The organism is Mycobacterium interjectum (assembly GCF_900078675.2).
In the GTDB taxonomy this organism is placed as follows: Bacteria; Actinomycetota; Actinomycetes; order Mycobacteriales; family Mycobacteriaceae; genus Mycobacterium; species Mycobacterium interjectum.
The window spans coordinates 653,080-676,566 of the sequence record NZ_LT546237.1 but is presented as its reverse complement, the minus strand read 5'-3'; the positions used below and the strand labels follow the sequence as shown (position 1 = coordinate 676,566).

The following is a 23,487-nucleotide window of genomic DNA, read 5'->3' as shown; positions in this document are numbered from 1 at the left end:
TTGGGGCGTCGACAGTTCCGAGCGTGTATCAGCCAGCACGCTCGAGGCGGGCGAAACTTTCCACAAGATCAGCGGCGGCCGCAACGCTCTCGGCGGGTCTGCCCATCCGCGTGGCGATTTCGCGGGCTCGGGCGGCATATTGTGGGGCCAGGATCCGACGCAGATCGGCGACCAGCGATTTCTGTGTGGCGCTCGAAAAGCGGCGTGCGGTACCTACTTTCAGCCGTTTGATCGCGACTCCCCAGATCAGCTGAACGTCTGCCATCCAAAGGATCAACGTGGGAACGCCGGCGCGCAGCCCCGCGGCCGTGGTGCCCGCGCCGCCGTGGTGGACGACGGCGCGGCAGGCGGGAAAGATCGCCGCGTAATTCACCGCGCCGACCACTTTGACGTGGTCGGAGTGGGCGGCGTTGCCGAAATCGGTCCAACCGGCGCAGACCAGTGCTCGCTCGCCTAGTTGCGCACACGCGGCGCTGATCATGGAAAGCGTATCGGCCGGAGATTCGACCGGTATGCTGCCGAACCCGAAGCAAATCGGCGGCGTACCCGCGGCGATCCACGAAGCGACGTCGTCATCGGCGCCCGTCGCCAACTCCATCGTCAGCGTGCCGACAAAGGGCCGCTGCGGCGGCTTCCGCGCATTCCAATTCGCCCATTCGGCCGCCAGCCCGGGAAAGCACACCTCGTCGTAGGCCTGGATTTCCAGCGCGCCTCGTTCCGCGATGCGTTGTGGCGCAGGACGTTTCACATCCGGAAGGCTCAGTTGCCGACGCTGCGCGTCTTGGACCTTCTTCACTCCCCGCCATACCAACCACTCGTAGGCCGCCATCGCCGAGCGGATCAATGGAGCCGGCAGACCCGGAAAGAGTTGGCCGTTGACCCGTATCGGGAACCACAGCAGCGTGGCCAATGGAATATCGCGATACTCCGCGACGTTGAGCGCGAGCTCCTGATAACTCATGCCGGTGAGTAACGCGTCGGCCCCATCGGCCAGCGCGGTCAGCGTGGTGCTCATCTCGGCCCAGCGCCGGGTACCGGGCTCCCGCGCTTCGCGCAGCAACTTCTTCGCCTCCTGGATATTCCAGAAGTTGCGGAAGAATCGCGCCCAGAAGTTGCGCGTCGATTCCAGCCACGCCTGCATGTCCGGCCCGTAGGCGATCGCCGCGAGTCCAACCGATTCGGCGAAGCTGACCAGGTCGGGCGGGACGGCCATGCACACCTCGTGCCCGCGGCGCCGCAACTCACGACCGACAGCGATGCCGGGCTCCACATCGCCGCGAGTTCCATAGAACGCCAGCACAAATTTCATCGGGTGGTCCCGGCCCTTCACTTCCGTGCGCGTTCTGCGAAATGAAAGCGGCAGACGGCGTCCCGGCTCAGCCGCCCAGCAGCATAGCCCCAACAGCGGCGACATCCGCAACCATGACGAAGTCATCCACTCCAAACCAGCGCCGCGCCGAATGCTGAGGCGGTGAAGGAGCGCCCTTTGGGAGAGCACCCTGAGAAGTTCCTTAAATCCTGGTCGGACGCTGTGGGCCACCAGTATGGTTTGGAGCCGTAATTAAACTCGTGTCAGCTAGGGTGGTGCAGTGGTCTGGGGCAGTGTGCGCGATGTTGAGCCGGCGTGGCCCGATGTTCCCATCGAGAGCGGCCGAGACGCTGACCCGCGGCCCGGTCCCCGACGCGTTTTTATGCGCCGTGCTCGCCAACCGTCAGCTGCGCCCCAAGCACCAGTTCGATCTCGAAAGAATCGCCGAAATCCGGGATCTGTGGTTCTTCAGCTGCTGAGGCGGCTGTGGATCCCGGTGGTCGTTCTGATGGTGATCGCCGTCGGAGGATTGACGGTGTCGCGACTGCACGGCCTCTTCGGCTCTGAGAAGAGGCTCTCGTATGCCGATACCAGGGTCGACAACAAACCTTACAATCCCCAGCATCTGAGGTACGAGGTCTTCGGACCACCGGGGACCGTGGCCTTGATCAGCTTTTTCGGCGCCAATGGTGAGCCGCAACATGTCGAGGCGGCGAGCCTGCCGTGGTCATACGAGTTCGCGATCACCGCGGCAACGGGCATGAGAAGTGTCGCGGCACAGGGCGACAGTGACAGTATCGGCTGCCGCATCATGCTGGACGGCGTGGTCAAAGCCGAGAAGACCACACACGAAGTAAGCGCCTTTACGTCCTGCTCGCTGAACGCCGCATGAGCAACCATCAGCCACCCACCAGTCGACCATTGGTAGCGCGGACGATCCACCGATTTTCGGTGCTCATCATCCTGGCGTGGCTGGGGATCATCGGATGCTTAATTATGTTCGTCCCCTCCCTGGAGCAGGTTGAGAGCGAGCATTCAGTATCCCTGAATCCCGTAGATGCGCCGTCCGTCACGGCGGCGCAGCGGATGAACGAGGACTTCAAGGCGTCCGACCAAACTGGCCGGTCAGATACCGGCCCGGTGGCGATGATCGTTTTGGAGGGTCAGCAACCCCTCGGCGACGATGCCCACAAGTACTACGACCGTTTGATCTCGCAGTTAAAGGACGATCCGAAGCATGTTGCATACGTCCAGGATTTCTGGGGCGACGAACTAACCAGACACGCCGCGCAAAGCGTCGATGGCAAGGCCGCATACGTACAGGTGCTGCTCTCCGGTAACTCGAGCCAGACCGTGGGCAACGAATCGATCGAAGCCGTCCAGCGCATCGTCGCGCGGACGCAGGCCCCGCCGGGAGTCAAGGCGTATGTCACCGGGCCTGCGGCGATCAATGCGGATATGAGCCACAGCGGCGACAGGACGGTTGCCACGATCACGGCAGTGAGCATCGCGGTGATCTTCATTACGCTGCTCCTCGTCTACCGTTCGGTGATCACCGCAATTCTGCTGTTGCTGGTGGTCGGGATCGAATTGCAAGTGGCGCGGGGAATTGTTGCCTTTATGGGCCACTACGGGGTCATCGGTCTCACCACCTTCGCCGTCAATCTGCTGGTATCCCTCGTGATCGCGGCTGGAACCGACTATGGGATATTTTTCGTCGGCCGGTACCAGGAGGCGCGTCAGGCCGGCGCGGACAGGGAAACGGCGTACTACACCACATACCACGGGGTCGCCAAGGTCGTCGTGGCCTCGGGTTTGACGATCGCCGGGGCGCTTTTCTGCCTGATCTTTACGCGGCTGCCGTCTTTCTACGTGCTGGCCGTCCCGTGTGCGGTGGGCGTATTGGTCGCGGTCGCGGTCGCGGTCACGCTGATCCCGGCGGTTCTCACCGTCGGGAGCCGTTTCGGTCTGTTCGAGCCCCGGCGGAAAATCAACCCGCGCGCATGGCGACGGGTGGGCACGGCGATCGTCCGGTGGCCCGCGCCCATTCTCGTCGCCAGCCTAGCGGTCACGCTCGTCGGGCTGTTGACGCTGCCGGGCTACAAACCCAGCTACAACGACCAGAAGTACATCCCCAAGAATATCCCCGGCAATTTGGGATATGAGGCCGCGGCGCGACATTTCCCGCCGTCGGCAATGATGGCACCCGAGATCCTGTTGGTCGAGACCGATCACGATCTTCGCAATCCGGCCGATTTTTTGGTGTTGGAAAAACTGGCCAAGGCCGTCCTCGCCGTGCCGGGCATTTCGACGGTGCAGGCCGCAACCCGGCCCGAGGGGACGCCGATGAGGCACACGTCGATACCGTACATGCTCAGCATGCAAGTCGCCGGCCAGCAGCAATTCCTGTTTTTTCAGAAAGAGCGTCTTAAAGACATGCTCAAGCAGGCCGACATGCTGGCCGAGGCGATCAACATCACGCGGCACCTTTATAGCCTGACGCAGCAAATGGTCGCCACAACGCACGACATGGTCGCCACAACGCATGACATACAGGACCTCACGAACGACCTGCGGGTTCATATTTCGGATTTTGAGGACTTCCTCAGGCCGATCCGCAGTTACTTCTACTGGGAAAAGCACTGCTACGACATTCCCGTTTGCTTTTCGCTGAGAAGCGTATTCGACGCTCTCGACGGTGTTGACGCGGTTACCGACCAGCTCGGCGAGGTGGTCAAAGACCTCGATAAGATCGATCTGCTCCTGCCCCAGATACTCGCCCAGTTTCCCGAGATGATCGCGATCATGGAGAGCTCGCGGACCATGCTGCTCACCATGCACAGCACCATGTCCGGGGTCCTCGGAAACATGAGCGACGATAGCGGTAATGGGAGCGCCATGGGGAGGGCATTCGACACCGCTCAAAACGACGATTCGTTTTACCTGCCGCCGGAAGCTTTCCAGAACAAGGACTTCCAACGAATCATCAAGATATTCTTGTCACCGGACGGGAAGGCCGTCCGGATGCTCATTTTGCAGAAAGGCGATCCCGCGTCGCCGGAGGGAATTTCCCGCGTCGATCCGATTAAAAACGCGGCCGAGGAAGCGCTCAAGGGAACTCCGCTGGAAGCATCGAAGATCTACCTCGCAGGCACCGCAGCGGGTGTGCGCGACGTGGTCCGAGGCTCTACATACGACCTGATGATCGCCGGGGTCGCGGCACTCTGCCTTATTTTCATCGTCATGTTGATCATGACCCGAAGTTTTGTTGCCGCCCTGGTCATCGTCGGTACGGTATTGCTCTCGCTGGGCGCGTCCTTCGGGCTCTCCGTATTCGCCTGGCAGGATTTGCTCGGCACACAAATTCATTGGTCGGTGCTCGTGATGTCGGTGATCGTCCTTTTGGCGGTGGGATCCGACTATAATTTGCTGCTGGTCGCCCGGATAAAAGAGGAAATAGCGGCCGGCATAAACACCGGCATCATCCGCGCCATGGGCGGAACCGGCAAAGTCGTGACGAACGCGGGGCTGGTGTTCGCGTTCACCATGGGGTCCATGCTGGTCAGCGACTTGCGCGTCATCGGTCAGGTGGGCACGACGATCGGTCTCGGTTTGCTGTTCGACACGCTGGTCGTGCGGGCGTTCATGACGCCGTCCATCGCCGCGCTGCTCGGGCGCTGGTTCTGGTGGCCGCAAAAAGTGCGTCCCCGCCCCGCCAGTTCCTTACTTCGGCCCACCGGGCCCCGTCCGTTGGTACGCGCCCTGTTGCTGAGATAGCTGCAGCCAGTGGCGGATTTCGAGTTCAGGACAAGACCGGCAACCGTGGAGAGCACCGTGGCACAGGGCGTTAGCGCAAGCAGCGGCTACCGCTTCGACATGCACGGCACGGGCGCCGTTACCCCCTGCCCATTGAGGGCCGCATGAGCACCGAACACCCTCGTCCGCCCTTGGTAGCGCGAACGATTCGCAGGCTGTCGCCATTCGTCATTCTGGCGTGGATCGCGTTGACGCTCATCGTGACTTTTGCGGTTCCGCCGTTGGAGCAGGTCGGCGAAGAACATTCCGTCCCACTGGCCCCTCGAGACGCGCCGTCGGTGCAGGCGATGACGAACATGGGCAAGGCCTTCAAAGAGTCCGATTCCGACAGTTTTGCGATGATCGTCCTCGAAGGGCAGCGACCGCTCGGGGACGACGCTCACGCCTACTACCGAAAATTGGTCCGCGAATTACGAAGCGACCCAGCGCATGTCGAACACGTCCAGGATTTGTGGGAAGATCGACTCACGGCGGCGGGCGTGCAAAGCCCCGACGGCAAGGCCGCATACGTGCAGCTGAATCTGGCCGGCAACCAAGGCACCACCTTGGCGAAGGAATCCGTGGCGGCGGTCCGGAACATCGTGAAGCAGACGCCGCCTCCCCCTGGCGTCGAAGTGCATCTGACCGGCCCGGCAGCGCTGATTCCGGACATGCAGCGCAGCGGCGACGCATCACTCCTGAAGATGGCCCTGATAGGCGCCGTGATCATCTTCGCGGTACTGCTGGTCGTCTACCGTTCGATCACCACCGCGGTCCTGGTGTCGATCGGGGTCGGAATCGAAGTCGGCTGCGCCAGAGGAATCATCGCGTTTCTCGCCGACAACAACGTTGTCGTGCTCTCGACATTCGCCATCAATTTGCTGGTGACGCTGTCGATGGCGGCCGGAACCGACTACGGCATATTCTTTTTCGGCCGCTATCAAGAGGCCCGTCAGGCCGGCGAAGACCGCGAAACGGCCTATTACACCACCTACCGCGGGGTCACTCCCGTCGTCTTGGGTTCCGGATTGACTATCGCCGGGGCGATGTTGTGCCTGGGCTTCACCCGGATGCCCATCTTCCAGACCATAGGCGCGCCGTGCGCCGTGGGCATGCTCGTCGCGGTCGCGATCGCGGTCACGCTGGTTCCGGCCATTCTGACCGCCGGAAGTCGCTTCGGGCTATGCGACCCCAAGCGCAGGATCGCGCAGCAACGATGGCGAGGGGTCGGCACCGCGATCGTCCGCTGGCCCGCGCCCATTCTCGCCGCGACATTGGCGGTCGCGCTGATTGGACTGATAACACTTCCGGGCTACAAGACGAGCTACGACGACCGGTCCTATCTACCCCAAGACCTTCCGGCTAACCTGGGGTATACGGCCGCCAATCGCCATTTCTCCCAATCGCGCATGATGCCCGATATCCTGATGATCCAGGCGGATCACGATATGCGCAACCCGGCCGATTTTCTCGTGTTGCACAAACTAGCCAAGGCGATCTTTCGGGTCCCAGGCATTTCTCGGGTCCAAGGCATAACCCGTCCTGAGGGGACACCGATCGAGCACACTTCTATACCCTTTTTGATCAGCATGCAAAACGCAGCCATGCTGCAAAACGTAACGTTCATTAGAAAAACTATGGATGACCTCCTCAAGCAGGCCGACATCCTGGCGGAACAGATTGCGGTGATGAAGCGCCTCTACGGATTGCAGGAGCGCCTCACCGCGATTGCTCATCACACGATCGGCCTCACCAAGGAAATGGTTGCCATCATCGATGACACGGAGGTTCATTTCTCGGATTTCGAGGATTTCTTTAGGCCAATTCGAAGTTACTTCTACTGGGAAAAGCACTGTTATGACATTCCTGCTTGTTTTGCGCTGAGAAGCATATTCGATTCGCTCGACGGTCTCGACCTGCTTGCCGAAAAAACCCACCATATCCTGGAAGATGCGGAGAAGGTCGACGAGCTGTTGCCGCAGATACTCGCGCAGATCCCGCCAATGATCGCGATCTTGGAGGCCACCCGTGCCATGCTGCTGACGAACCACAGCACCACGTCCGGGTTCTTGGGCCAGATGGACGACACGAGCCAGAACGCCACCGCTATGGGTCAGGCGTTCGACGCCGCCCACAACGATGATTCCTTTTATCTGCCTCCAGACGTCTTCCAGAACGCGGACTTTCAGCGCGCCATGACCTCCTTCGTCTCTCCCGACGGGAAGGCCGCCCGGTTCATCATTTCGCATCGCGGCGATCCCGCGACGCCCGAAGGCATCGCGCGGATCGATCGGATCCGGTCGGCGGCCGAGGAGGCACTCAAGACGACCCCTCTGGAGGGCGCCAAGATCTCGATCGCCGGCACGGCATCGACCTACAAAGACTTCCGCGATGGTTCGAAATACGATCTGTGGATCGCCCTTGTTGGCGCGCTTTGTCTTATTTTCGTCATCATGCTCGTCCTCACGCGCAGTTTTGTGGCCGCCTTGGTTATCGTCGGGACCGTGCTGCTTTCGTTGGGTGCATCCTTTGGACTGTCCGTGCTCGTATGGCAATACATCCTCGGCATCAAATTGCACTGGATGGTGCTTCCGATGTCCGTGATCGTCCTTTTGGCCGTCGGATCCGACTACAACCTGCTTTTGGTATCCCGCATGAAAGAGGAAATAGCGGCCGGCATCAACACCGGCATCATCCGCGCCATGGGCGGAACCGGGAAAGTGGTGACGAACGCGGGCCTGGTGTTCGCCTTCACCATGGCCTCGATGGTGTTCAGCGATTTGCGCATCATCGGCCAGGTCGGCACCACCATCGGCCTGGGCCTGATGTTCGACACCCTGGTCGTGCGCTCGTTCATGACACCATCCATCGCCGCGCTGCTCGGACGGTGGTTCTGGTGGCCACAGACCGTGCGGCCACGCCCGGCCAGCTACATGCTTCGGGATGTAGGGCCGCGTCCGTTGGTGCGATCCCTGCTGCTGAGGGAGGACCCCCCCGCCGGCGACGACGCGGTCACGGTCGCACTACCGAGGCTCTCCGTCTAGGTCGGTGTTGTACGTGCAGCGCCGCGCCGTCGGTGGCCTGGCGACCAAGCGTATGGTACTGATTCGATCTGGAGTGGGCCCGAAATGTGCTAACTAATTATGGAACCGGAATCGATATGCCGAGGAAGCCCTCCAGCAGTTGTATCGCGCCGATCAATAGAGCGAGCGTCAAATATGCCAATACCAAGGCCTCATATGGCACAAGAAAGGCGAGTGTAATTGCGCTCACGAGTTTTTGCATGACGTAATTTACAGTACTCATCAAGCTTGTAATCTGATTGATGTATGGCGCGGCCAGGCCATTAACGATATCAACGATTGATTGCGCGCTCGGCATCAACGACGCGGCATTGACGGCCTCGGCGGCCGCGTACGAGCCTGCACCCGCGTGCAGCTGCTGCGCGAACTGCTCACCGAACGCCGTGGCCTTCCCAAGCAGCCCGTGAAACTCCTGGGCTACCCCGGAGAAAAACTGCGCAATACCCGCCGACACCTCATCGGCGGCGGCAGGCAGCACCGCGACGGTCGGGACCGCCGCCGCCAGGTGGGCCGCGTTGACCGTCGAACCGATCGCAGCCACTTCAGCGGCCGCCGCCGCCATCATCTCCGGCGCCGTGCTCACGTACGACATATCTATCCTCCAGCCGGTCACTGGTGACCCAGCGGCAAAGCGACAAGCACGACTGGGCACGCCCGTCACGGAGATTACACACAAGTACAACTGCGTGGGGCAGCTTCGGCTGAACGCATTAAACAAAAACTGGCGGCAGTGCAAACCGGCTGCGAGTGCCGCTGCCGACCTGGTCGAAAACGCCCCAAAAGCGTGCAGTCCTCCGGGTTCGGTGCGGCTCTACCGGGCTGTGCGGATGGAGCTGGCCCCGAAACCCTCCCGGTTGGCTTGGATACGCCGCAACTTCATCATCGACGGTCCGGCTCTCCGGGCCTCCACGTGGCTGCCGGCCCTCCCGCCGTAATCTCAGCTCGCGTCGCGCAGCACGGGCTGCGTCGTCGCGGCCAACTCGACAACCACGGCCGCCTCAGCAAACAGATCGACGGCCTCGGCGATGGTGCGGTCGACGAACGAAGCGAAACGCTCAAAGGCGATGCCTTCAGCGATCCACTGGGATCGGCGGGCCACAAGGCCAATGCGCTCCGAATCAGCGGAACCGCGCACAATTGCAGTTACACCGCGGTTCTTCTGGTTCCACGTGTCGGCAAATTGCGTGAGCCACGCGCGATCGGCACCGGAGAAGAACCGCCCAGGGCTCACGCTAACGCTCAACATGTCGTCGAACGAGGGGGAAACCTCTAGGTGGACATGGAGCCGCCCGGCACGGGCGTCGACGACACAGAAGTATTCGCCATCGTGTTCACCCCTGAGGAACCGCAGCCCGGACGTGGCCAGATAGCGTTCGATCAGGTTCGTGCAGAGCGACCCAGTTGTCATAGCTAGAAGTCTGAGGCCAGCGACTTTGAGAACCCTTTGAGCCAAGCTAGCCGGCGTCGAAGAATCTACTGAGAGTTCGCTGAGTGATCTCGGCCGTTTAGCCGGCGAGCCGCGCGACCTCGACCATCGCGGACGCGATCCGCGCGATCTCGTCGCCCGAGCAGACGTACGGCGGCATCGCGTAGACCAGGCTGCGANCACGATGTGTGAAGAAGAGCGTCCCCGGCCCCCCCCGCGCCCGCCAGTCCTGGCCGAGCAGCAGTTCGACGCTGGCCACCGACACCGCGCAGGCCAGCGGATTGGCCATGAAGGTGGGCCCGTGCATCAGCGCGCCGGCCTCCCCCGAGCTGATGGCCTGCGCGATGCCGGTCGTGCACAGCGTGGCGGCCAGGCTGAGGTATCCGCCGGTCAGCGCCTTGCCCACGCACATGATGTCCGGACTCACCCCGGCGTGATCGGCGGCGAAAAGCTCCCCGGTGCGCCCGAACCCGGTCGCGATCTCGTCAAAGACGAGCAGCACGTCGTGCCGGCGGCACAGTTCGCGCAGGTCGCGCAGGTAGGCAGGATCGTGGAAACGCATCCCGCCGGCCCCCTGCACGACGGGCTCGACGATGACGGCCGCCAGTTCGGCGGCGTGTTGCGCCAGTTGCGCCTCGAACGCCGCGATGTAGGCGGGGTCGTACTCGCGCGGCACCTGGGCGGCGAAAACCTGGCGGGCCAGGATGTCGGTCCACAGCGAGTGCATGCCTCCGTCCGGGTCGCAGACGCTCATCGGGGTGAAGGTGTCGCCGTGGTACCCGCCCCGCCAGGTCATCAGCCGGTGCTTGCCGGGCCGGCCCCGGCTGCGCCAGTACTGCAGAGCCATCTTCACCGCGACCTCCACCGACACCGATCCGGAGTCGCTGAAGAAAACCGTGTCCAAGCCAGCCGGTGTGATTTCGACCAGCAGCTGCGCCAGCCGGGCCGCGGGCTCGTGAGTCAGCCCGCCGAACATGACGTGGTTCATCGTGGCCAGCTGCGCGGACAGCGCCGCGTCCAGCTCCGGGTGGCCGTGGCCGTGGATGGCGGTCCACCAGGAGCTCATCGCGTCGAGCGCCTCGATGGGCCGACCGTCCCGGATCAGCGTCAGCCGGGCGCCGCGGGCCGCGACGGCCACCACGGGCGCCACCGCCTCGCCGCCGATGGTGCTGTAGGGGTGCCACAGGTGCGCCGCGTCGATCGCGCTGATTTGCTCGGGCGTCAACCCGGCCCTCGCCGCAGGCATAGAGACCGAGCGTAAAGCAGCCGGCTCGCACAAATCGCGGCCATCGGGGACCATCTAAGCCCATGAACCCCAATCAGGGTGACCGCATCGCCGCCCCGCCGGCGCCCGACCAGCCGCACCAGGCCCCCCGGGTGCTGCGCCTGCGGATAGTCCCCTGGGACGTCGTCTGCACAGTAGCGCTGCTGGCGCTGCTGGTGGTCCTCGCGACGGCGACCACCTGGCCGGCGCGGCTTTTCGGCTTCCTCGCGAACGTCTGCGAGGGCGACACGTGCGGGTCGGTGCCGTTCGGGGTCGACTTCTACATCCGCCCGCTGGTGTGGGGCGGCATCGGCGCCGCCATCGCCGCGGCCGGGATCGGCCCGTTCGTTTCGCTCCTGAAGGGCTGGTACATGTCCTTCTGGCCCGTCCTGTCCCTCGCCCTCCTCATGGTCGCCTCGGTGGCCGGTTCGATCCTGACCACGTTCAGCGCGCGCTACTGGCTCTGAGCGGGCTGAGACCCAAATCACAACTGCGCGGGCCGGATTGGGTCCGCCAGTCACCGTCCGGTCACGTTACGACAAATAATCCCGCGGGGACCTCACCAGCTATTTTCCGGCCGCGACTTCTGTTGTAAAAGTGTCTGTAGTGACTGGTGTGAATTCAGCCGGCTAGCCGGCGGGTTCGCGCCAAGCGTCATGCAGCGGCGTCCGGCCCCGACGGGGAGGCCTTCGCCGCCTGCACTAGCGGCCGCCGCGCGAAGTCACCGCGACGGAGGCCCAGGACCCAAGAAGGTAGGGATCCCAATGAAACGCATCTACGCTTTCGCGATCGGAGTCGCGATGCTGGTGGCCCCGGTGGTCACCGCCAGCATCGCGGCGGCTGACCCGGGCACCAGGTCGATGGACTATCAGCAGGCCACCGACGTCGTCGTCATGCGCGGCCTTTCGCAGCGCGGGGTGCCGTTCTCCTGGGCCGGCGGCGGCATCACCGGCCCCTCGCGTGGCAAGGGCACCGGCGCCATGACCGTCGGGTTCGACGCTTCGGGCCTGATGCAGTACGCCTACGCGGGCGCGGGCATCAAGCTGCCGCGGTCCTCCGGTGAGATGTACCGCCTCGGCCAGAAGGTCCTGCCGCAGCAAGCGCGCCGCGGCGACCTGATCTTCTACGGTCCCGATGGCACCCAAAGCGTCGCGATGTACCTCGGCAACAACCAGATGCTGGAGGTGGGCGACGTCGTGCAGGTGTCGCCCGTGCGCGCCAACGGCATGACGCCCTACCTGGTCCGGGTGCTCGGCGTCCAGCAGGTGCCCTACCAGCAGGCGCCGGTTCAGCAGCTGCCCGCGCAACAGGCGCCCGCGCAGCAGGTGCCCACGCAACAGGCGCCCGCGCAGCAGGTGCCCACGCAACAGGCCCCGGTCCAGCAGGTGCCCACGCAACAGGCCCCGCTGCAGCAGGTTCCCACGCAACAGGCCCCGGTCCAGCAGGTGCCCACGCAACAGGCCCCGGTCCAGCAGGTTCCCGCACAGCAGGCGCCCCTGCAGCAGCTCCCGCTGCTGCAGTCGCCGACGCAGCAGGCGCCGGTGCAGCCGGCTCCGTACGGCATCACGCGGTAAGTCCCTCGCGAGGCACCTCCGGCCGCGCCGAACACCCGCCACTCGCTCCACTCGGGCGCGGGTGGCGGTTTTCGGTAAATTAGCGGTCGACCATGCAGAGCCTGTCACCGCCCCGCCCACCGGTTACCCCTGCGAAACCGGTGGCTGCGCGCGCCGCGGGCTTCTATCGCTACGACCTCGACGGCCTGCGCGGCATCGCGATCGCGCTGGTTGCCATGTTCCACATCTGGTTCGGCCGCGTTTCCGGCGGGGTGGACGTCTTCCTGGCGCTGTCCGGCTTCTTTTTCGGCGGAAAAATCCTGCGCGCCGCGCTCAACCCGGACCTCCGGCTGTCGCCGCTCGCCGAGGTGGTCCGGCTGGTCCGCCGCCTGCTCCCGGCCCTGGTCGTGGTGTTGGCCGCGTGCGGGCTGCTGACGATCCTGGTGCAGCCGGAGACGCGCTGGGAGACCTTCGCCGATCAGAGCCTGGCCAGCCTCGGCTACTACCAGAACTGGGAGCTGGCCAACAGCGCGTCCGATTACCTGCGGGCCGGCGAAGCCGTCACGCCGCTGCAGCACATCTGGTCGATGTCGGTGCAGGGGCAGTTCTACATCGCCTTCTTGCTGCTGGTCGCCGGCTGCGCGTACCTGTTCCGGCGCCTGCCGGGCCCCGGGCCGCGGACCCTCTTCCTTATCCTGCTCGGCGCGCTGACGGTGGCCTCGTTCGGCTACGCCATCGTCGCGCACCAGGACGATCAGGCGATCGCCTACTACGACAGTTTCGCCCGGGCCTGGGAGTTGCTGCTGGGCGCGCTCGTCGGTGCCCTGGTGCCCTACGTCCGCTGGCCGACGTGGCTGCGCACCGCCGTCGCCACCGCCGGGCTGGCCGCGATCGTGTCGTGCGGGGCACTGATCGACGGCGTCAAGGAATTCCCGGGCCCGTGGGCGCTGGTCCCCGTCGGGGCCACCATGCTGATGATCCTCGCCGGGGCCAACCTGAGGGCCGGCGCGGACGACCGGATGCCGCTGCCGAACCGGATGCTGGCCGCCGGGCCCGTGGTGGCTCTCGGCGCGATGGCCTACTCGCTGTACCTCTGGCACTGGCCGCTGCTCATCTTCTGGCTGTCCTATAGCGGCCACAAGCACGCGGGCTTCGTCGACGGCACGGTGCTGCTGCTGGTGTCCGGGGTGCTGGCCTACCTGACCACGCGGCTCATCGAGGACCCGCTCCGGTACCGGGCACCCGCCGGCGCCGCGCCGGTCGCGTCGGTCCTGACGGTCCCCTGGTGGCTGCGCCTGCGCCGCCCAACGATGGCGCTGGGATCGATGGTGGTGCTGCTCGGCGTCACGCTCACCGCGACGTCGTTCACCTGGCGTCAGCACGTCACGGTGTTGCGCGCGGCGGGCAGGGAACTCAGCGTCCTCAACCCGCAGGACTACCCCGGCGCGCGCGCCCTGACCGAACACGCGCGGGTGCCGGCGCTGCCGATGCGCCCCAGCGTCCTCGAGATCAAGGACGACCTTCCCGTCTCCACCCGGGACGGCTGCATCAGCGACTTCGTCAACCCGTCCGTCGTCAACTGCGCCTACGGCGACGTCGCCGCGGCGCGGACCATCGCCCTGGCCGGCGGGTCGCACGCCGAGCACTGGCTGCCCGCGCTCGACCTGCTCGGCCGCATGCATCACTTCAAAGTGGTGACGTATCTCAAGATGGGCTGCCCGCTGTCCACCGAGGAAGTGCCGCTGATCATGGGCAACAACGCCCCATACATGCAGTGCCGCGAGTGGGTGCAGCGGACGATGAACAAGCTGATCGACGACCGGCCGGATTACGTGTTCACCACGACGACCCGGCCGTGGAACATCAAGGCCGGCGACGTGATGCCGGCGACCTACATCGGCATCTGGCAAACGTTGTCCGACAACAACATTCCGATCCTCGGCATGCGCGACACCCCGTGGCTGGTCAAGGACGGCAAACCGTTCGACCCCGCGGACTGCCTGGCCAAGAAGGGCGGCAGCCCGCAGTCCTGCGCCGTCAAGCGCTCCGACGTGCTGTCCGATCACAATCAGACCCTCGACTTCGTCGCGCAGTTCCCGCTGCTGAAGGTCCTCGACATGTCGGACGCGATCTGCCGCACCGACGTCTGCCGCCCCGTGGAGGGAAACGTGCTGATCTACCACGGCGCCCACCACCTGTCGCCCACCTACGTGCGGACCATGACGACCGAGCTGGGCCGGCAGATCGGGGCCAGCACCGGTTGGTGGTAACCAGCCGCCGCACCGCGGGCGCCGATAAGGTCAAGTGATGCCGACCGACAAACCCGCTTCAGCAACAGGCGCTGGTAACCAACGGCCCACGCTGGCCACCGTTTGGCCGGGCACCCCATACCCCCTCGGCGCTTCCTATGACGGCGCGGGAACCAACTTTTCGCTGTTCTCCGAGATCGCAGAGCAGGTCGAATTGTGCTTGATCGAGGACAACGGCGAAGAGTCGCGGATCCCCCTTGACGAGGTCGACGGATACGTCTGGCACGCCTACCTGCCGAACATCACCCCGGGCCAACGCTACGGCTTTCGGGTCCACGGGCCGTGGGATCCGGCCGCCGGCCACCGATGCGATCCGAGCAAGCTGCTGCTGGATCCGTACGGCAAGGCGTTTCACGGCGACTTCACCTTCGGCCAGGCCCTGTATTCCTACGACCTCAAGGCCGTCACCCCTGATGGCCCCAACGCCGACGGGGCCGACCCCGGCAACCCGCCGATGGTCGACTCGCTCGGACACACCATGACCAGCGTGGTGAGCAACCCGTTCTTCGACTGGGGGTCCGACCGCGCCCCACTCACCCCGTACCACGAGACCGTCATCTACGAGGCCCACGTCAAGGGCATGACGCAAACCCACCCCGGCGTCCCCGAGGAGCTACGGGGCACCTACGCCGGACTGGCCCACCCGGTGGTGATCGATCACCTCAAGTCGCTCAGCGTCACCGCCATCGAGCTCATGCCGGTTCACCAGTTCATGCACGACTCGCGGCTGCTCGACCTGGGGCTGCGAAACTACTGGGGCTACAACACGTTTGGCTTCTTCGCCCCGCACAACCAGTACGCGGCCAACCGCAAGGCCAGCGTCGCCGAGTTCAAGTCCATGGTGCGCAGCTTTCACGAGGCCGGCATCGAGGTGATCCTCGACGTGGTCTACAACCACACCGCCGAAGGCAACCACCTCGGCCCGACGATCAACTTCCGCGGCATCGACAACGCCGCCTACTACCGACTCGTCGACGAGGATCTGCGCCTCTACAGGGACTACACCGGGACCGGCAACAGCCTCAACCCCCGCCACCCACACGTGCTGCAGCTGATCATGGACTCGCTGCGCTACTGGGTGACCGAGATGCACGTCGACGGGTTCCGCTTCGACCTGGCGGCCACGCTGGCCCGCGAGCTGCACGACGTCGACAGGCTGAGTGCGTTTTTCGATCTGGTGCAGCAGGATCCGGTGGTCAGCCAGGTGAAATTGATCGCCGAGCCGTGGGACGTCGGCGAGGGCGGCTATCAGGTCGGGAATTTCCCGGGTTTGTGGACCGAGTGGAACGGGAAGTATCGCGATACTGTGCGTGACTACTGGCGGGGCGAGCCCGCAACCCTGGGCGAGTTCGCTTCCCGGCTGACCGGGTCGTCGGACCTCTATGAGGCGACCGGTCGGCGGCCCAGCGCCAGCATCAACTTCGTCACCGCCCACGACGGGTTCACGCTCAACGACCTGGTCTCCTACAACGAAAAGCACAACCTGGCCAACGGCGAGGAAAACCGGGACGGGGAAAGCCACAACCGATCGTGGAACTGCGGCGTCGAAGGGCCCACCGACGACCCGGACATCATCGAGCTGCGGAACCGCCAGATGCGCAACTTCTGGGCCACCCTGATGCTCAGCCAGGGGACGCCGATGATCGCGCACGGCGACGAGCTGGGCCGCACCCAGCACGGCAACAACAACGTCTACTGCCAGGACTCCGAATTGTCTTGGATGGACTGGTCATTGGTCGACAAGAACGCGGACCTGCTGGCGTTCGCGCGCAAGGTGACCACCCTGCGCAAGAACCACCCGGTGTTCCGCCGGCGTCGCTTCTTCGAGGGCGAGCCGATCCGAAGCGGCGACGAGGTCCGCGATATCGCCTGGCTCAATCCGAGTAGTCGCGAGATGACGCACGAGGACTGGGGCGAGAGCATCCACAAGTGCGTGGCGGTGTTCCTCAACGGCGACGCGATCACCGCGCCGAACGCCCGCGGAGAGCGGGTGGTCGACGACTCGTTCCTGTTGTGCTTCAACGCCGGCGACGCACCGATCGAGTTCGTGATGCCGCCCGATGACTACGCACAGGAGTGGACCGTGGAGCTGAACACCAACCATCCCGCCGGCGACGCCGATCAGGTGATGAACGCCGAGGAGAAGGTCTCGCTGGCCTCGCGTTCGCTGCTGGTCCTTCGTAAGACCTTGTGACGCATGGCCTTACCAGTCCTGTCCACCTACCGGCTCCAGCTGCGAGGTGAATCCAGCGGGTTCGCGTTCACGTTCGCCGACGCCGAAAACCTGCTGGATTACCTGGACGACCTCGGGGTGACCCACCTGTACCTGTCCCCGGTCCTGACCGCGGCACGCGGGTCCAACCACGGGTACGACGTCACCGACCCGACCACAGTCTCCGAGGAACTGGGTGGTCCTGACGGCCTGGCGCGGTTGTCCGCGGCGGCCCGGGCGCGCGGCATGGGCCTGATCATCGACGTGGTGCCCAACCACGTCGGGATCGACGACCCGCAGCAGAACGCGTGGTGGTGGGACGTGTTGCGGCACGGCCGGGGCTCGCGGTACGCGGCGTTCTTCGACATCGACTGGGACCTCGACGAGGACGGCCGAATCGTGTTGCCGATCCTGGGTTCTGACGACGATGCGGCCGAGGCGAAGGTCGACGGGGACCTGCTGCGGCTGGGCGACCTGGCGCTGCCGATCGCGCCCGGCACCGCAGAAGGCCGCGGACCCCAAGTGCACGACCGCCAGCACTACCGGCTGGTGGGCTGGCGCAACGGGGTCTGCGGCTACCGCCGGTTCTTCTCGATCACCTCGCTGGCCGGCCTGCGGCAGGAGGATCGCGCGGTGTTCGACGCCAGCCACGCCGAGGTCGCACGCTGGTTCGGCGAGGGACTGGTGGACGGCGTCCGCATCGACCACCCCGACGGTTTGTCCGACCCCTGCGGCTATCTGGCGCGGTTGCGCGAGCTGGTCGGCCCGGACGCCTGGATCGTCATCGAGAAGATCCTGGCCGTCGACGAGGCGCTCGAACCCACCCTGCCGGTGGCGGGAACCACCGGCTACGACGTGCTCCGCCAGGTCGGTGGGGTTTTCGTCGACCCGGCCGGCGAGGAGGCGCTGACCGCACTGGTCGCGTCGGCCGGGGTGGATTATTTCGCGATGCCGAAGCTGCTCGCCGAGCTCAAGATCCGCGCGGCGACGGTGACGTTGGCGAGCGAGCTGGCCCGGCTGCGACGGGCCATCGTGGCCGCGGCCGGCGCCGATCACCCGCTGCTGTCCGAGGCGGTCGCCGCCCTGCTCACCCACATCGGCGTCTACCGCAGCGATTACCCGGGCCTGGTCGCGCTGCTGCCCACCGCGCTGGCCGAAACCCAGGCGCAGTCACCACACTTGGGGCCCGCGCTGGAGGTGCTCGCGGCGGCGCTGGCCCGGGGCGGCGAACCCGCCACCCGGCTGCAGCAGCTGTGCGGCGCCGTGACCGCCAAGGCCGTCGAGGACTGCCTGTTCTACCGCGACGCCCGGCTGGTGTCGCTCAACGAGGTGGGCGGCGAACCGCATCGTTTCGGCGTCGGGCTGGCCGAGTTCCACCACAGCGCCGCGACGCGCGCCCGGTTGTGGCCGCACACGATGACGACGCTGACCACCCACGACACCAAGCGCGGCGAGGACGTGCGAGCGCGGATCGGCGTGCTGTCCCAGGTGCCGTCGCTGTGGACCGAGTTCCTCGCCCGCTGGGAGGTCAAGGCCCCCTCCCCCGATCGGGCGACCGGACAGTTCCTGTGGCAGAACATCTTCGGGGTCTGGCCGGTGGGCGGCCAGGTGACGCCGGAGCTGCGCGCCCGGCTGCACGCCTACGCCGAGAAAGCCATCCGCGAGGCGGCCTGGCACACGTCGTGGAACGACCCGGACACCGACTTCGAGGACGCGGTGCACCGCTGGCTGGACACCGTCCTGGACGGCCCGGTGGCCGGCCAGCTGACCGAACTGGTGGGGCAACTCAATTCGCACGCGGCCAGCGACGCGCTGGGCCAGAAGTTGCTCGCGCTGACGGTGCCGGGGATACCCGACGTCTACCAGGGCACCGAGCTATGGGACGACAGCCTGGTCGACCCCGACAACCGTCGCGCCGTCGACTACGCCGCCCGGCGGTCCGCCCTGAAAGATTTGCACCACCCGAAGATTCGCGTTGTCACCACGGCGCTCCGGGTGCGGCGTTCGCGCCCGGGCACGTTCCTGCACGGCGCCTACGTTCCGGTGCTCGCCGACGGCGAGGCCAGCGACCACGTCGTGGCGTTTCGCCGAGGTGACGACGTGCTGGTCGCGGTGACCCGCTGGACCGTGCGGCTGGCCGAAAAGGGCTGGGGCAACACCGTGTTGCCGCTGCCGGAGGGCACCTGGACCGACGCGCTGTCCGGCGCCGTGGCCAGCGGGGCGACGTCGGCCGCCCAGTTGTTCTCGGACCTGCCCGTGGTGCTGCTGGAACGCCGACATGACTGAGTTCCGGGTGTGGGCACCCAGGCCGTCGCTGGTGCGCCTTGACGTCGAGGGCGCGGGGTACCCGATGACCCGNCGCGCCGCCCGGCCGCCTCGACGGACCCGCGATCGCGCAGCAGGCGGTACGCCGCGGCCACGGTGTTCGCGTTGACACGAAGCCGGCCGGCGAGTTCGCGGATCGGCGGCAGCGCCGCCCCGGGCGCCAACTCGCCGTGGGAGATGGCCTCCTCGACGCTGGCCGCTATGGATTCCGCGCCCTTCCCCGTATATTGTACTGGCACGAGGTGTATTATGTACTAGAACAATAGTGAAGGCAATCCGTTGAGCTACCTTCCCACTGCCCGAACCACGCCCACCCGCTACCGGGAGCGCGCCGACTACCACCGCGCGACCGCGCACCAGATCCTCGACGAGGCCCTCGTCTGCCACCTGGGCTACGTCAACGACGGGCGGCCGGTGGTCCTGCCGACGACACATGCGCGCCTTGGCGAAACCCTCTACCTGCACGGCTCGACCGGCGGCGGCCCGATGCTGGCGGCCAAGGCGGCCACAGCGTCCGGCTCGGGTCTGCCGGTCTGCGTCACCGTCACCCTGGTGGACGGGCTGGTGCTGGCCCGCGCGGCCANCGGCCCGCCAGCCCGACGGCGTGCACGCGCGGTCGCAGCTGTGGGACCCGGCCGGCGCGCGGTGGACCGACCGCGATTGGCCGGGCCGGTCGTTGGAAGGCGGCGCGGTGATCTACGAGCTGCACGTCGGGACCTTCACGCCGGCGGGCACTTTCGACGCCGCCGCCGAAAAACTGGACTACCTGGTCGATCTCGGCATCGACTTCGTCGAGCTGATGCCGGTCAATTCCTTCGCCGGCACCCACGGCTGGGGCTACGACGGCGTGCTGTGGTACAGCGTGCACGAACCCTACGGCGGCCCCGACGGCCTGGTGCGGTTCGTCGACGCGTGCCACGCGCACGGCCTGGGCGTGCTGATCGACGCGGTGTTCAACCACCTCGGCCCGTCGGGGAACTACCTGCCGCGCTTCGGGCCCTACCTGTCATCGGCGAGCAACCCGTGGGGCGAGGGCATCAACATCGCCGACGCCGACTCCGACGAGGTGCGGCGCTACATCATCGGCTGCGCGCTGCACTGGATGCGCGACTTCCACGCCGACGGGCTGCGCCTGGACGCGGTGCACGCGCTGGTGGACACCACGGCCATCCACATCCTCGAGGAGCTCGCGACCGAAACCGACTGGCTGGCAAGCCAGCTGGGCCGCCCCCTGTCGCTGATCGCCGAAAGCGACCTCAACGACCCGCGGCTGATCACCCCGCGCGAGCGCAACGGCTACGGGCTGACCGCGCAGTGGGCCGACGACATCCACCACGCCATTCACACCGCGGTGTCCGGCGAGCGCCAGGGCTACTACGCGGACTTCGGCTCGCTTGCCACCCTGGCGGAAACGCTGCGGCACGGCTACTTCCATGCCGGCACCTATTCGTCGTTCCGGCGCCGTCGGCACGGGCGTCCGCTGGACACGGGTGCTGTCCCGGCCACCCGGCTGGTCGCCTACACCTGCACCCACGATCAGGTCGGCAACCGGGCGCTCGGTGATCGCCCGTCGCAGAACCTGACCGGCGGCCAGCTCGCGGTCAAGGCCGCGCTCGCACTCGGGTCGCCCTACACCGCAATGCTTTTCATGGGCGAGGAATGGGCGGCGTCGAGCCCTTTTCAGTTCTTCAGCTCGCATCCCGAGCCCGAGCTGGCGCGTGCCACCGCCGAGGGCCGCAAGGCCGAATTCGCCGAGCACGGCTGGGACGCCGACGAGATTCCCGATCCCCAGGATCCGCAGACATTTCTGCGTTCCAAGCTGAATTGGGACGAGGTCGACTCCGGCGAGCACGCCCGCGTGCGGCGCGTGTACCGGGAGCTGATCGCGCTGCGGCACAACGAAGCCGACCTGGCCGACCCATGGCTGGAGCACCTCACGGTCGACTATGACGAAGAGCAACGCTGGATCAGCATTCGCCGCGGCAAATTGAGCATCGCGTGCAACCTGGGCGCCGAGCCGGCGACGGTGCCCGCGGTGGGCGACGTGGTCCTCGCGTGGGGCGAGCCGAAGGTCGGCACCGACGGCACCGTGCTGGACGGGCATTCGTTCGCCATTCTGCGCGTACAGTAGGTGATAACCCTTATATGACCTAAGTAACGCACGGCTGCGTGGAAAAGGAGTTCGCGGATGACCCGCACCGAGAACGACACCTGGGACCTGGCGTCCAGCGTGGGCGCGACCGCCACGGCCGTCGCCGCGTCGCGCGCGATGGCGTCGCAGGGTCCCGATCCCCTGCTGGCCGACCCGTGGGCGGACCCGCTGGTGCGGGCGGTGGGCATCGACACCTTCGTCAAGCTGATCGATGGCGAGATCGGGCCGAGCGACGACGATCCGGTGCTGAACCGCCGGACCATGAACGAGCAGATCACCGTGCGCACCCGCTTTTTCGACGATTTCTTCACGCAGGCGACCGGCTCGGGCATCAGGCAGGCCGTCATCCTGGCGTCGGGCCTGGACACCCGGGCCTACCGGCTGGCGTGGCCGGCCGGCACGGTGGTGTACGAGATCGATCAACCGGCGGTCATCGACTTCAAAACGCGGACGCTGGCGGGCCTGGGCGCCGAGCCGACCGCACAGCGCCGCACGGTCGCGATCGACCTGCGCGAGGATTGGCCTGCGGCGTTGGTGGCGGCCGGCTTCGACACCGGGCAGCCGACGGCCTGGAGCGCCGAGGGCCTCCTCCCGTATCTGCCGCCCGACGCGCAGGATCGCCTGTTCGACAACGTCGTCGCGCTCTCGGCGCCCGGCAGCCGGATCGCGACCGAACACCTGGACCTGCGCAACGTCCCCTCGGACTGGGCGCAACGGCTGACCGACCGGTCCCGGCGCATCGGCTCCAACATCAACCTGGCCGAGTTGTTCTACACGGGCGAGCGCAACACCGCCGCCGAGTACCTCACGGGCCACGGCTGGCGGGTGAACATCCGAACCACCGAGCAGTGCTACGCCGCCCACGGGTTCGATTTGCCCAACGACGAGATGGCCGCGTTCGGCGGCGACTCCGGCTACCTGACGGCGACGTTGGACTAGGTGACCGGCGGATGCGGTGCGGTTCACCCGCGAGCAGCTGAGGCGGTTCAGTGGTCAGACCCTGCCCGACCTCATCTCGGACGAGGTCCGACTATTGTTCGTGGGAATCAATCCGGGGCTGAGAACCGTTGCGGTGCAGGCCCATTTCGCTCCCCGCGGCAATCGGTTCTGGCCGGCGCTCTACCGCGCCGGCATCACCGATCATCTCATCGACGCCTCCTCCGGGTTTACCCCCACCGACCGGGAGTACTTGCTGAATCGCGGAATCGGCATCACGAACCTGGTCGAGCGGGCGAGCGCGGGCGCCGACGAACTCACGGTCGCAGAGCTGGTCAAGGGCCGCCGGAAGCTGGACCGAACGGTCCGGAAGTACTCCCCGGCGGTGGTCGCCGTCCTGGGGATCACCGCCTTTCGAGACGCCTTCGGCGAGCGTGGCGCAAACGCGGGCAAGCAGGAGTCGCCTTATCCCGCAACGGAGCTGTGGGTGGTCCCCAATCCCAGTGGCCGCAATGCCCACGCGTCGCTGTCCGGCCTGGCCGCCGCCTACGGCGAGGTCGCCCGCGCGGCCGGCATCCCTACACGCTTGGACGGCCGGTAGCCAGCACGGCGGCGGCGATCGCGTCAGCGAGCGGATCGATCTCGTCGGCTCTCAAATCGGCCACGGTGACACGCATTCCGGGCGCCGTGCGAATGCGGAACCGCGTGCCCGGCGCCGCGGCCCAACCGGAGGCGAGCAGCCGGGTGATCGCCACCGTCTCGTCCGGCACCGGCACCCAGACGTTGAGCCCCGATCGGCCATGGGCGCTCACGCCGCGTCGAACCAACGCCTCGCACAGCCCGGTGCGGTTGCGGGCGTACTGCTCCTCGGCCTGCGCGATCAGGCGCGACGCCCCGTCGTCGGCCCACAAGCGGACCGCGAGGTCTTGCAGCAGGTGGCTCACCCACCCCGGTCCCAGCCGGAGCCGCCCCTGCACCCGCTCGACGGTGCGCCGGTCCCCGGCGAGCACGGCGACGCGCAGGTCGGGGCCGTAAGCCTTGGACGCCGACCGCACGAAGGCCCACTGGCCGGTCGAACCGGCCAGGGTGCGTAGCGACGCGCCCGAAATCCCCGCGCAATGAT

The 23,487-nt window shown here is 66.0% G+C and carries 16 protein-coding genes and 4 pseudogenes; 14 read left to right on the top strand and 6 right to left on the bottom strand.

Going from position 1 to position 23,487, the window contains the following annotated elements; translation table 11 throughout:
- Nucleotides 1–28: 28 nt before the first annotated feature.
- A complete protein-coding gene (locus BN4348_RS37765; protein ID WP_066911058.1) occupies nt 29–1,309 on the bottom strand; it encodes a glycosyltransferase in 1,281 nt (426 codons plus the stop codon).
- A gap of 323 nt (nt 1,310–1,632) precedes the next feature.
- Between BN4348_RS37765 and BN4348_RS61230 the strand changes: the two genes are divergently transcribed.
- From BN4348_RS61230 to BN4348_RS37750, 4 genes are all read left to right on the top strand, one after another.
- Complete coding sequence (locus tag BN4348_RS61230) at nt 1,633–1,788, top strand: hypothetical protein (RefSeq protein ID WP_160040346.1); 156 nt, start codon at nt 1,633–1,635, stop codon at nt 1,786–1,788.
- Nucleotides 1,785–2,201 (top strand): MmpS family transport accessory protein, encoded by a 417-nt coding sequence (locus BN4348_RS37760; protein ID WP_066911055.1) that lies wholly within the window; start codon nt 1,785–1,787, stop codon nt 2,199–2,201. Before BN4348_RS61230 ends, BN4348_RS37760 begins: the two co-directional genes overlap by 4 nt.
- The gene (locus BN4348_RS37755) at nt 2,198–5,086 is read left to right on the top strand and encodes an MMPL/RND family transporter (protein WP_066910936.1); all 2,889 of its coding nucleotides are present in this window, start codon (nt 2,198–2,200) and stop codon (nt 5,084–5,086) included. The genes BN4348_RS37760 and BN4348_RS37755 overlap by 4 nt, the downstream gene beginning before the upstream one ends.
- Nucleotides 5,087–5,229: 143 nt before the next feature.
- Nucleotides 5,230–8,148 carry an MMPL/RND family transporter gene (locus BN4348_RS37750; RefSeq protein WP_066910933.1) on the top strand — a complete coding sequence of 973 codons (2,919 nt, stop codon included), beginning with the start codon at nt 5,230–5,232 and terminating at the stop codon, nt 8,146–8,148.
- Nucleotides 8,149–8,245: 97 nt separating this feature from the next.
- On the opposite strand, the gene BN4348_RS62395 is transcribed toward BN4348_RS37750, so the two are convergent.
- The 3 genes from BN4348_RS62395 to BN4348_RS37735 all read right to left on the bottom strand — a co-directional run bounded on the left by BN4348_RS62395 (nt 8,246) and on the right by BN4348_RS37735 (nt 10,859).
- Entirely contained in the window at nt 8,246–8,779 is a 534-nt protein-coding gene (locus BN4348_RS62395) for a PE family protein (RefSeq protein ID WP_066910930.1), read from the bottom strand.
- Nucleotides 8,780–9,124: 345 nt separating this feature from the next.
- The gene (locus BN4348_RS37740; RefSeq protein ID WP_066910927.1) at nt 9,125–9,595 is read right to left on the bottom strand and encodes a hypothetical protein; all 471 of its coding nucleotides are present in this window, start codon (nt 9,593–9,595) and stop codon (nt 9,125–9,127) included.
- 97 nt (nt 9,596–9,692) lie between these two features.
- A complete protein-coding gene (locus tag BN4348_RS37735; RefSeq protein ID WP_066910924.1) occupies nt 9,693–10,859 on the bottom strand; it encodes an adenosylmethionine--8-amino-7-oxononanoate transaminase in 1,167 nt (388 codons plus the stop codon).
- A gap of 62 nt (nt 10,860–10,921) precedes the next feature.
- Here BN4348_RS37735 and BN4348_RS37730 point away from each other — a divergent pair, with 62 nt between their 5' ends.
- From BN4348_RS37730 to BN4348_RS62745, 6 genes and pseudogenes are all read left to right on the top strand, one after another.
- Nucleotides 10,922–11,344 (top strand): hypothetical protein, encoded by a 423-nt coding sequence (locus BN4348_RS37730; protein ID WP_066910921.1) that lies wholly within the window; start codon nt 10,922–10,924, stop codon nt 11,342–11,344.
- Nucleotides 11,345–11,641: 297 nt separating this feature from the next.
- Nucleotides 11,642–12,451: an NlpC/P60 family peptidoglycan-binding protein RipD gene (gene ripD, locus BN4348_RS37725; RefSeq protein ID WP_066910918.1), complete on the top strand. Its 810-nt coding sequence runs from the start codon at nt 11,642–11,644 to the stop codon at nt 12,449–12,451.
- A 92-nt stretch (nt 12,452–12,543) separates the two neighbouring features.
- On the top strand, nt 12,544–14,700 hold the full coding sequence (locus tag BN4348_RS37720) for an acyltransferase family protein (protein ID WP_066910915.1): 2,157 nt from the start codon (nt 12,544–12,546) through the stop codon (nt 14,698–14,700).
- Nucleotides 14,701–14,737: 37 nt separating this feature from the next.
- Nucleotides 14,738–16,933, top strand: a complete 2,196-nt coding sequence (gene glgX / locus BN4348_RS37715; protein ID WP_066910912.1) for a glycogen debranching protein GlgX — start codon at nt 14,738–14,740, stop codon at nt 16,931–16,933.
- A gap of 3 nt (nt 16,934–16,936) precedes the next feature.
- On the top strand, nt 16,937–19,237 hold the full coding sequence (treY, locus tag BN4348_RS37710) for a malto-oligosyltrehalose synthase (RefSeq protein ID WP_066910909.1): 2,301 nt from the start codon (nt 16,937–16,939) through the stop codon (nt 19,235–19,237).
- Nucleotides 19,230–19,316: pseudogene (locus BN4348_RS62745) on the top strand (hypothetical protein); the annotation flags it as partial. The gene treY and the pseudogene BN4348_RS62745, both read left to right, overlap by 8 nt.
- Here BN4348_RS62745 and BN4348_RS37705 read toward each other — a convergent pair.
- A pseudogene (locus BN4348_RS37705) lies at nt 19,312–19,515 on the bottom strand (GntR family transcriptional regulator); the annotation flags it as partial. The pseudogenes BN4348_RS62745 and BN4348_RS37705 sit on opposite strands and share 5 nt — an antisense overlap.
- 40 nt (nt 19,516–19,555) lie before the next feature.
- Here BN4348_RS37705 and BN4348_RS37700 point away from each other — a divergent pair.
- The 4 genes and pseudogenes from BN4348_RS37700 to BN4348_RS37685 form a co-directional block, all read left to right on the top strand.
- Nucleotides 19,556–19,795, top strand: a pseudogene (locus BN4348_RS37700) (pyridoxamine 5'-phosphate oxidase family protein); the annotation flags it as partial.
- Nucleotides 19,710–21,407 carry a malto-oligosyltrehalose trehalohydrolase gene (gene treZ / locus BN4348_RS37695; protein WP_084454043.1) on the top strand — a complete coding sequence of 566 codons (1,698 nt, stop codon included), beginning with the start codon at nt 19,710–19,712 and terminating at the stop codon, nt 21,405–21,407. The pseudogene BN4348_RS37700 and the gene treZ, both read left to right, overlap by 86 nt.
- 57 nt (nt 21,408–21,464) lie before the next feature.
- Nucleotides 21,465–22,367, top strand: coding sequence for a class I SAM-dependent methyltransferase (locus BN4348_RS37690; protein WP_066910906.1), 903 nt, complete (start codon nt 21,465–21,467; stop codon nt 22,365–22,367).
- Nucleotides 22,368–22,383: 16 nt separating this feature from the next.
- The gene (locus tag BN4348_RS37685; RefSeq protein WP_066910903.1) at nt 22,384–22,965 is read left to right on the top strand and encodes a mismatch-specific DNA-glycosylase; all 582 of its coding nucleotides are present in this window, start codon (nt 22,384–22,386) and stop codon (nt 22,963–22,965) included.
- On the opposite strand, the pseudogene BN4348_RS37680 reads toward BN4348_RS37685, so the two are convergent.
- A pseudogene (locus tag BN4348_RS37680) lies at nt 22,943–23,487 on the bottom strand (aminotransferase class I/II-fold pyridoxal phosphate-dependent enzyme); the annotation flags it as partial. The gene BN4348_RS37685 and the pseudogene BN4348_RS37680 sit on opposite strands and share 23 nt — an antisense overlap.

Excerpts from the sequence above, each read along its gene's own strand:
- BN4348_RS37765 (WP_066911058.1), bottom strand. The coding sequence starts at position 1,309 with ATGAAATTTGTGCTGGCGTTCTATGGAACTCGCGGCGATGTGGAGCCC.
- BN4348_RS61230 (WP_160040346.1), top strand. The coding sequence starts at position 1,633 with ATGTTCCCATCGAGAGCGGCCGAGACGCTGACCCGCGGCCCGGTCCCC.
- BN4348_RS37755 (WP_066910936.1), top strand. The coding sequence starts at position 2,198 with ATGAGCAACCATCAGCCACCCACCAGTCGACCATTGGTAGCGCGGACG.
- BN4348_RS37750 (WP_066910933.1), top strand. The coding sequence starts at position 5,230 with ATGAGCACCGAACACCCTCGTCCGCCCTTGGTAGCGCGAACGATTCGC.
- BN4348_RS62395 (WP_066910930.1), bottom strand. The coding sequence starts at position 8,779 with ATGTCGTACGTGAGCACGGCGCCGGAGATGATGGCGGCGGCGGCCGCT.
- BN4348_RS37740 (WP_066910927.1), bottom strand. The coding sequence starts at position 9,595 with ATGACAACTGGGTCGCTCTGCACGAACCTGATCGAACGCTATCTGGCC.
- BN4348_RS37730 (WP_066910921.1), top strand. The coding sequence starts at position 10,922 with ATGAACCCCAATCAGGGTGACCGCATCGCCGCCCCGCCGGCGCCCGAC.
- ripD (WP_066910918.1), top strand. The coding sequence starts at position 11,642 with ATGAAACGCATCTACGCTTTCGCGATCGGAGTCGCGATGCTGGTGGCC.
- BN4348_RS37720 (WP_066910915.1), top strand. The coding sequence starts at position 12,544 with ATGCAGAGCCTGTCACCGCCCCGCCCACCGGTTACCCCTGCGAAACCG.
- glgX (WP_066910912.1), top strand. The coding sequence starts at position 14,738 with ATGCCGACCGACAAACCCGCTTCAGCAACAGGCGCTGGTAACCAACGG.
- treY (WP_066910909.1), top strand. The coding sequence starts at position 16,937 with ATGGCCTTACCAGTCCTGTCCACCTACCGGCTCCAGCTGCGAGGTGAA.
- BN4348_RS37690 (WP_066910906.1), top strand. The coding sequence starts at position 21,465 with ATGACCCGCACCGAGAACGACACCTGGGACCTGGCGTCCAGCGTGGGC.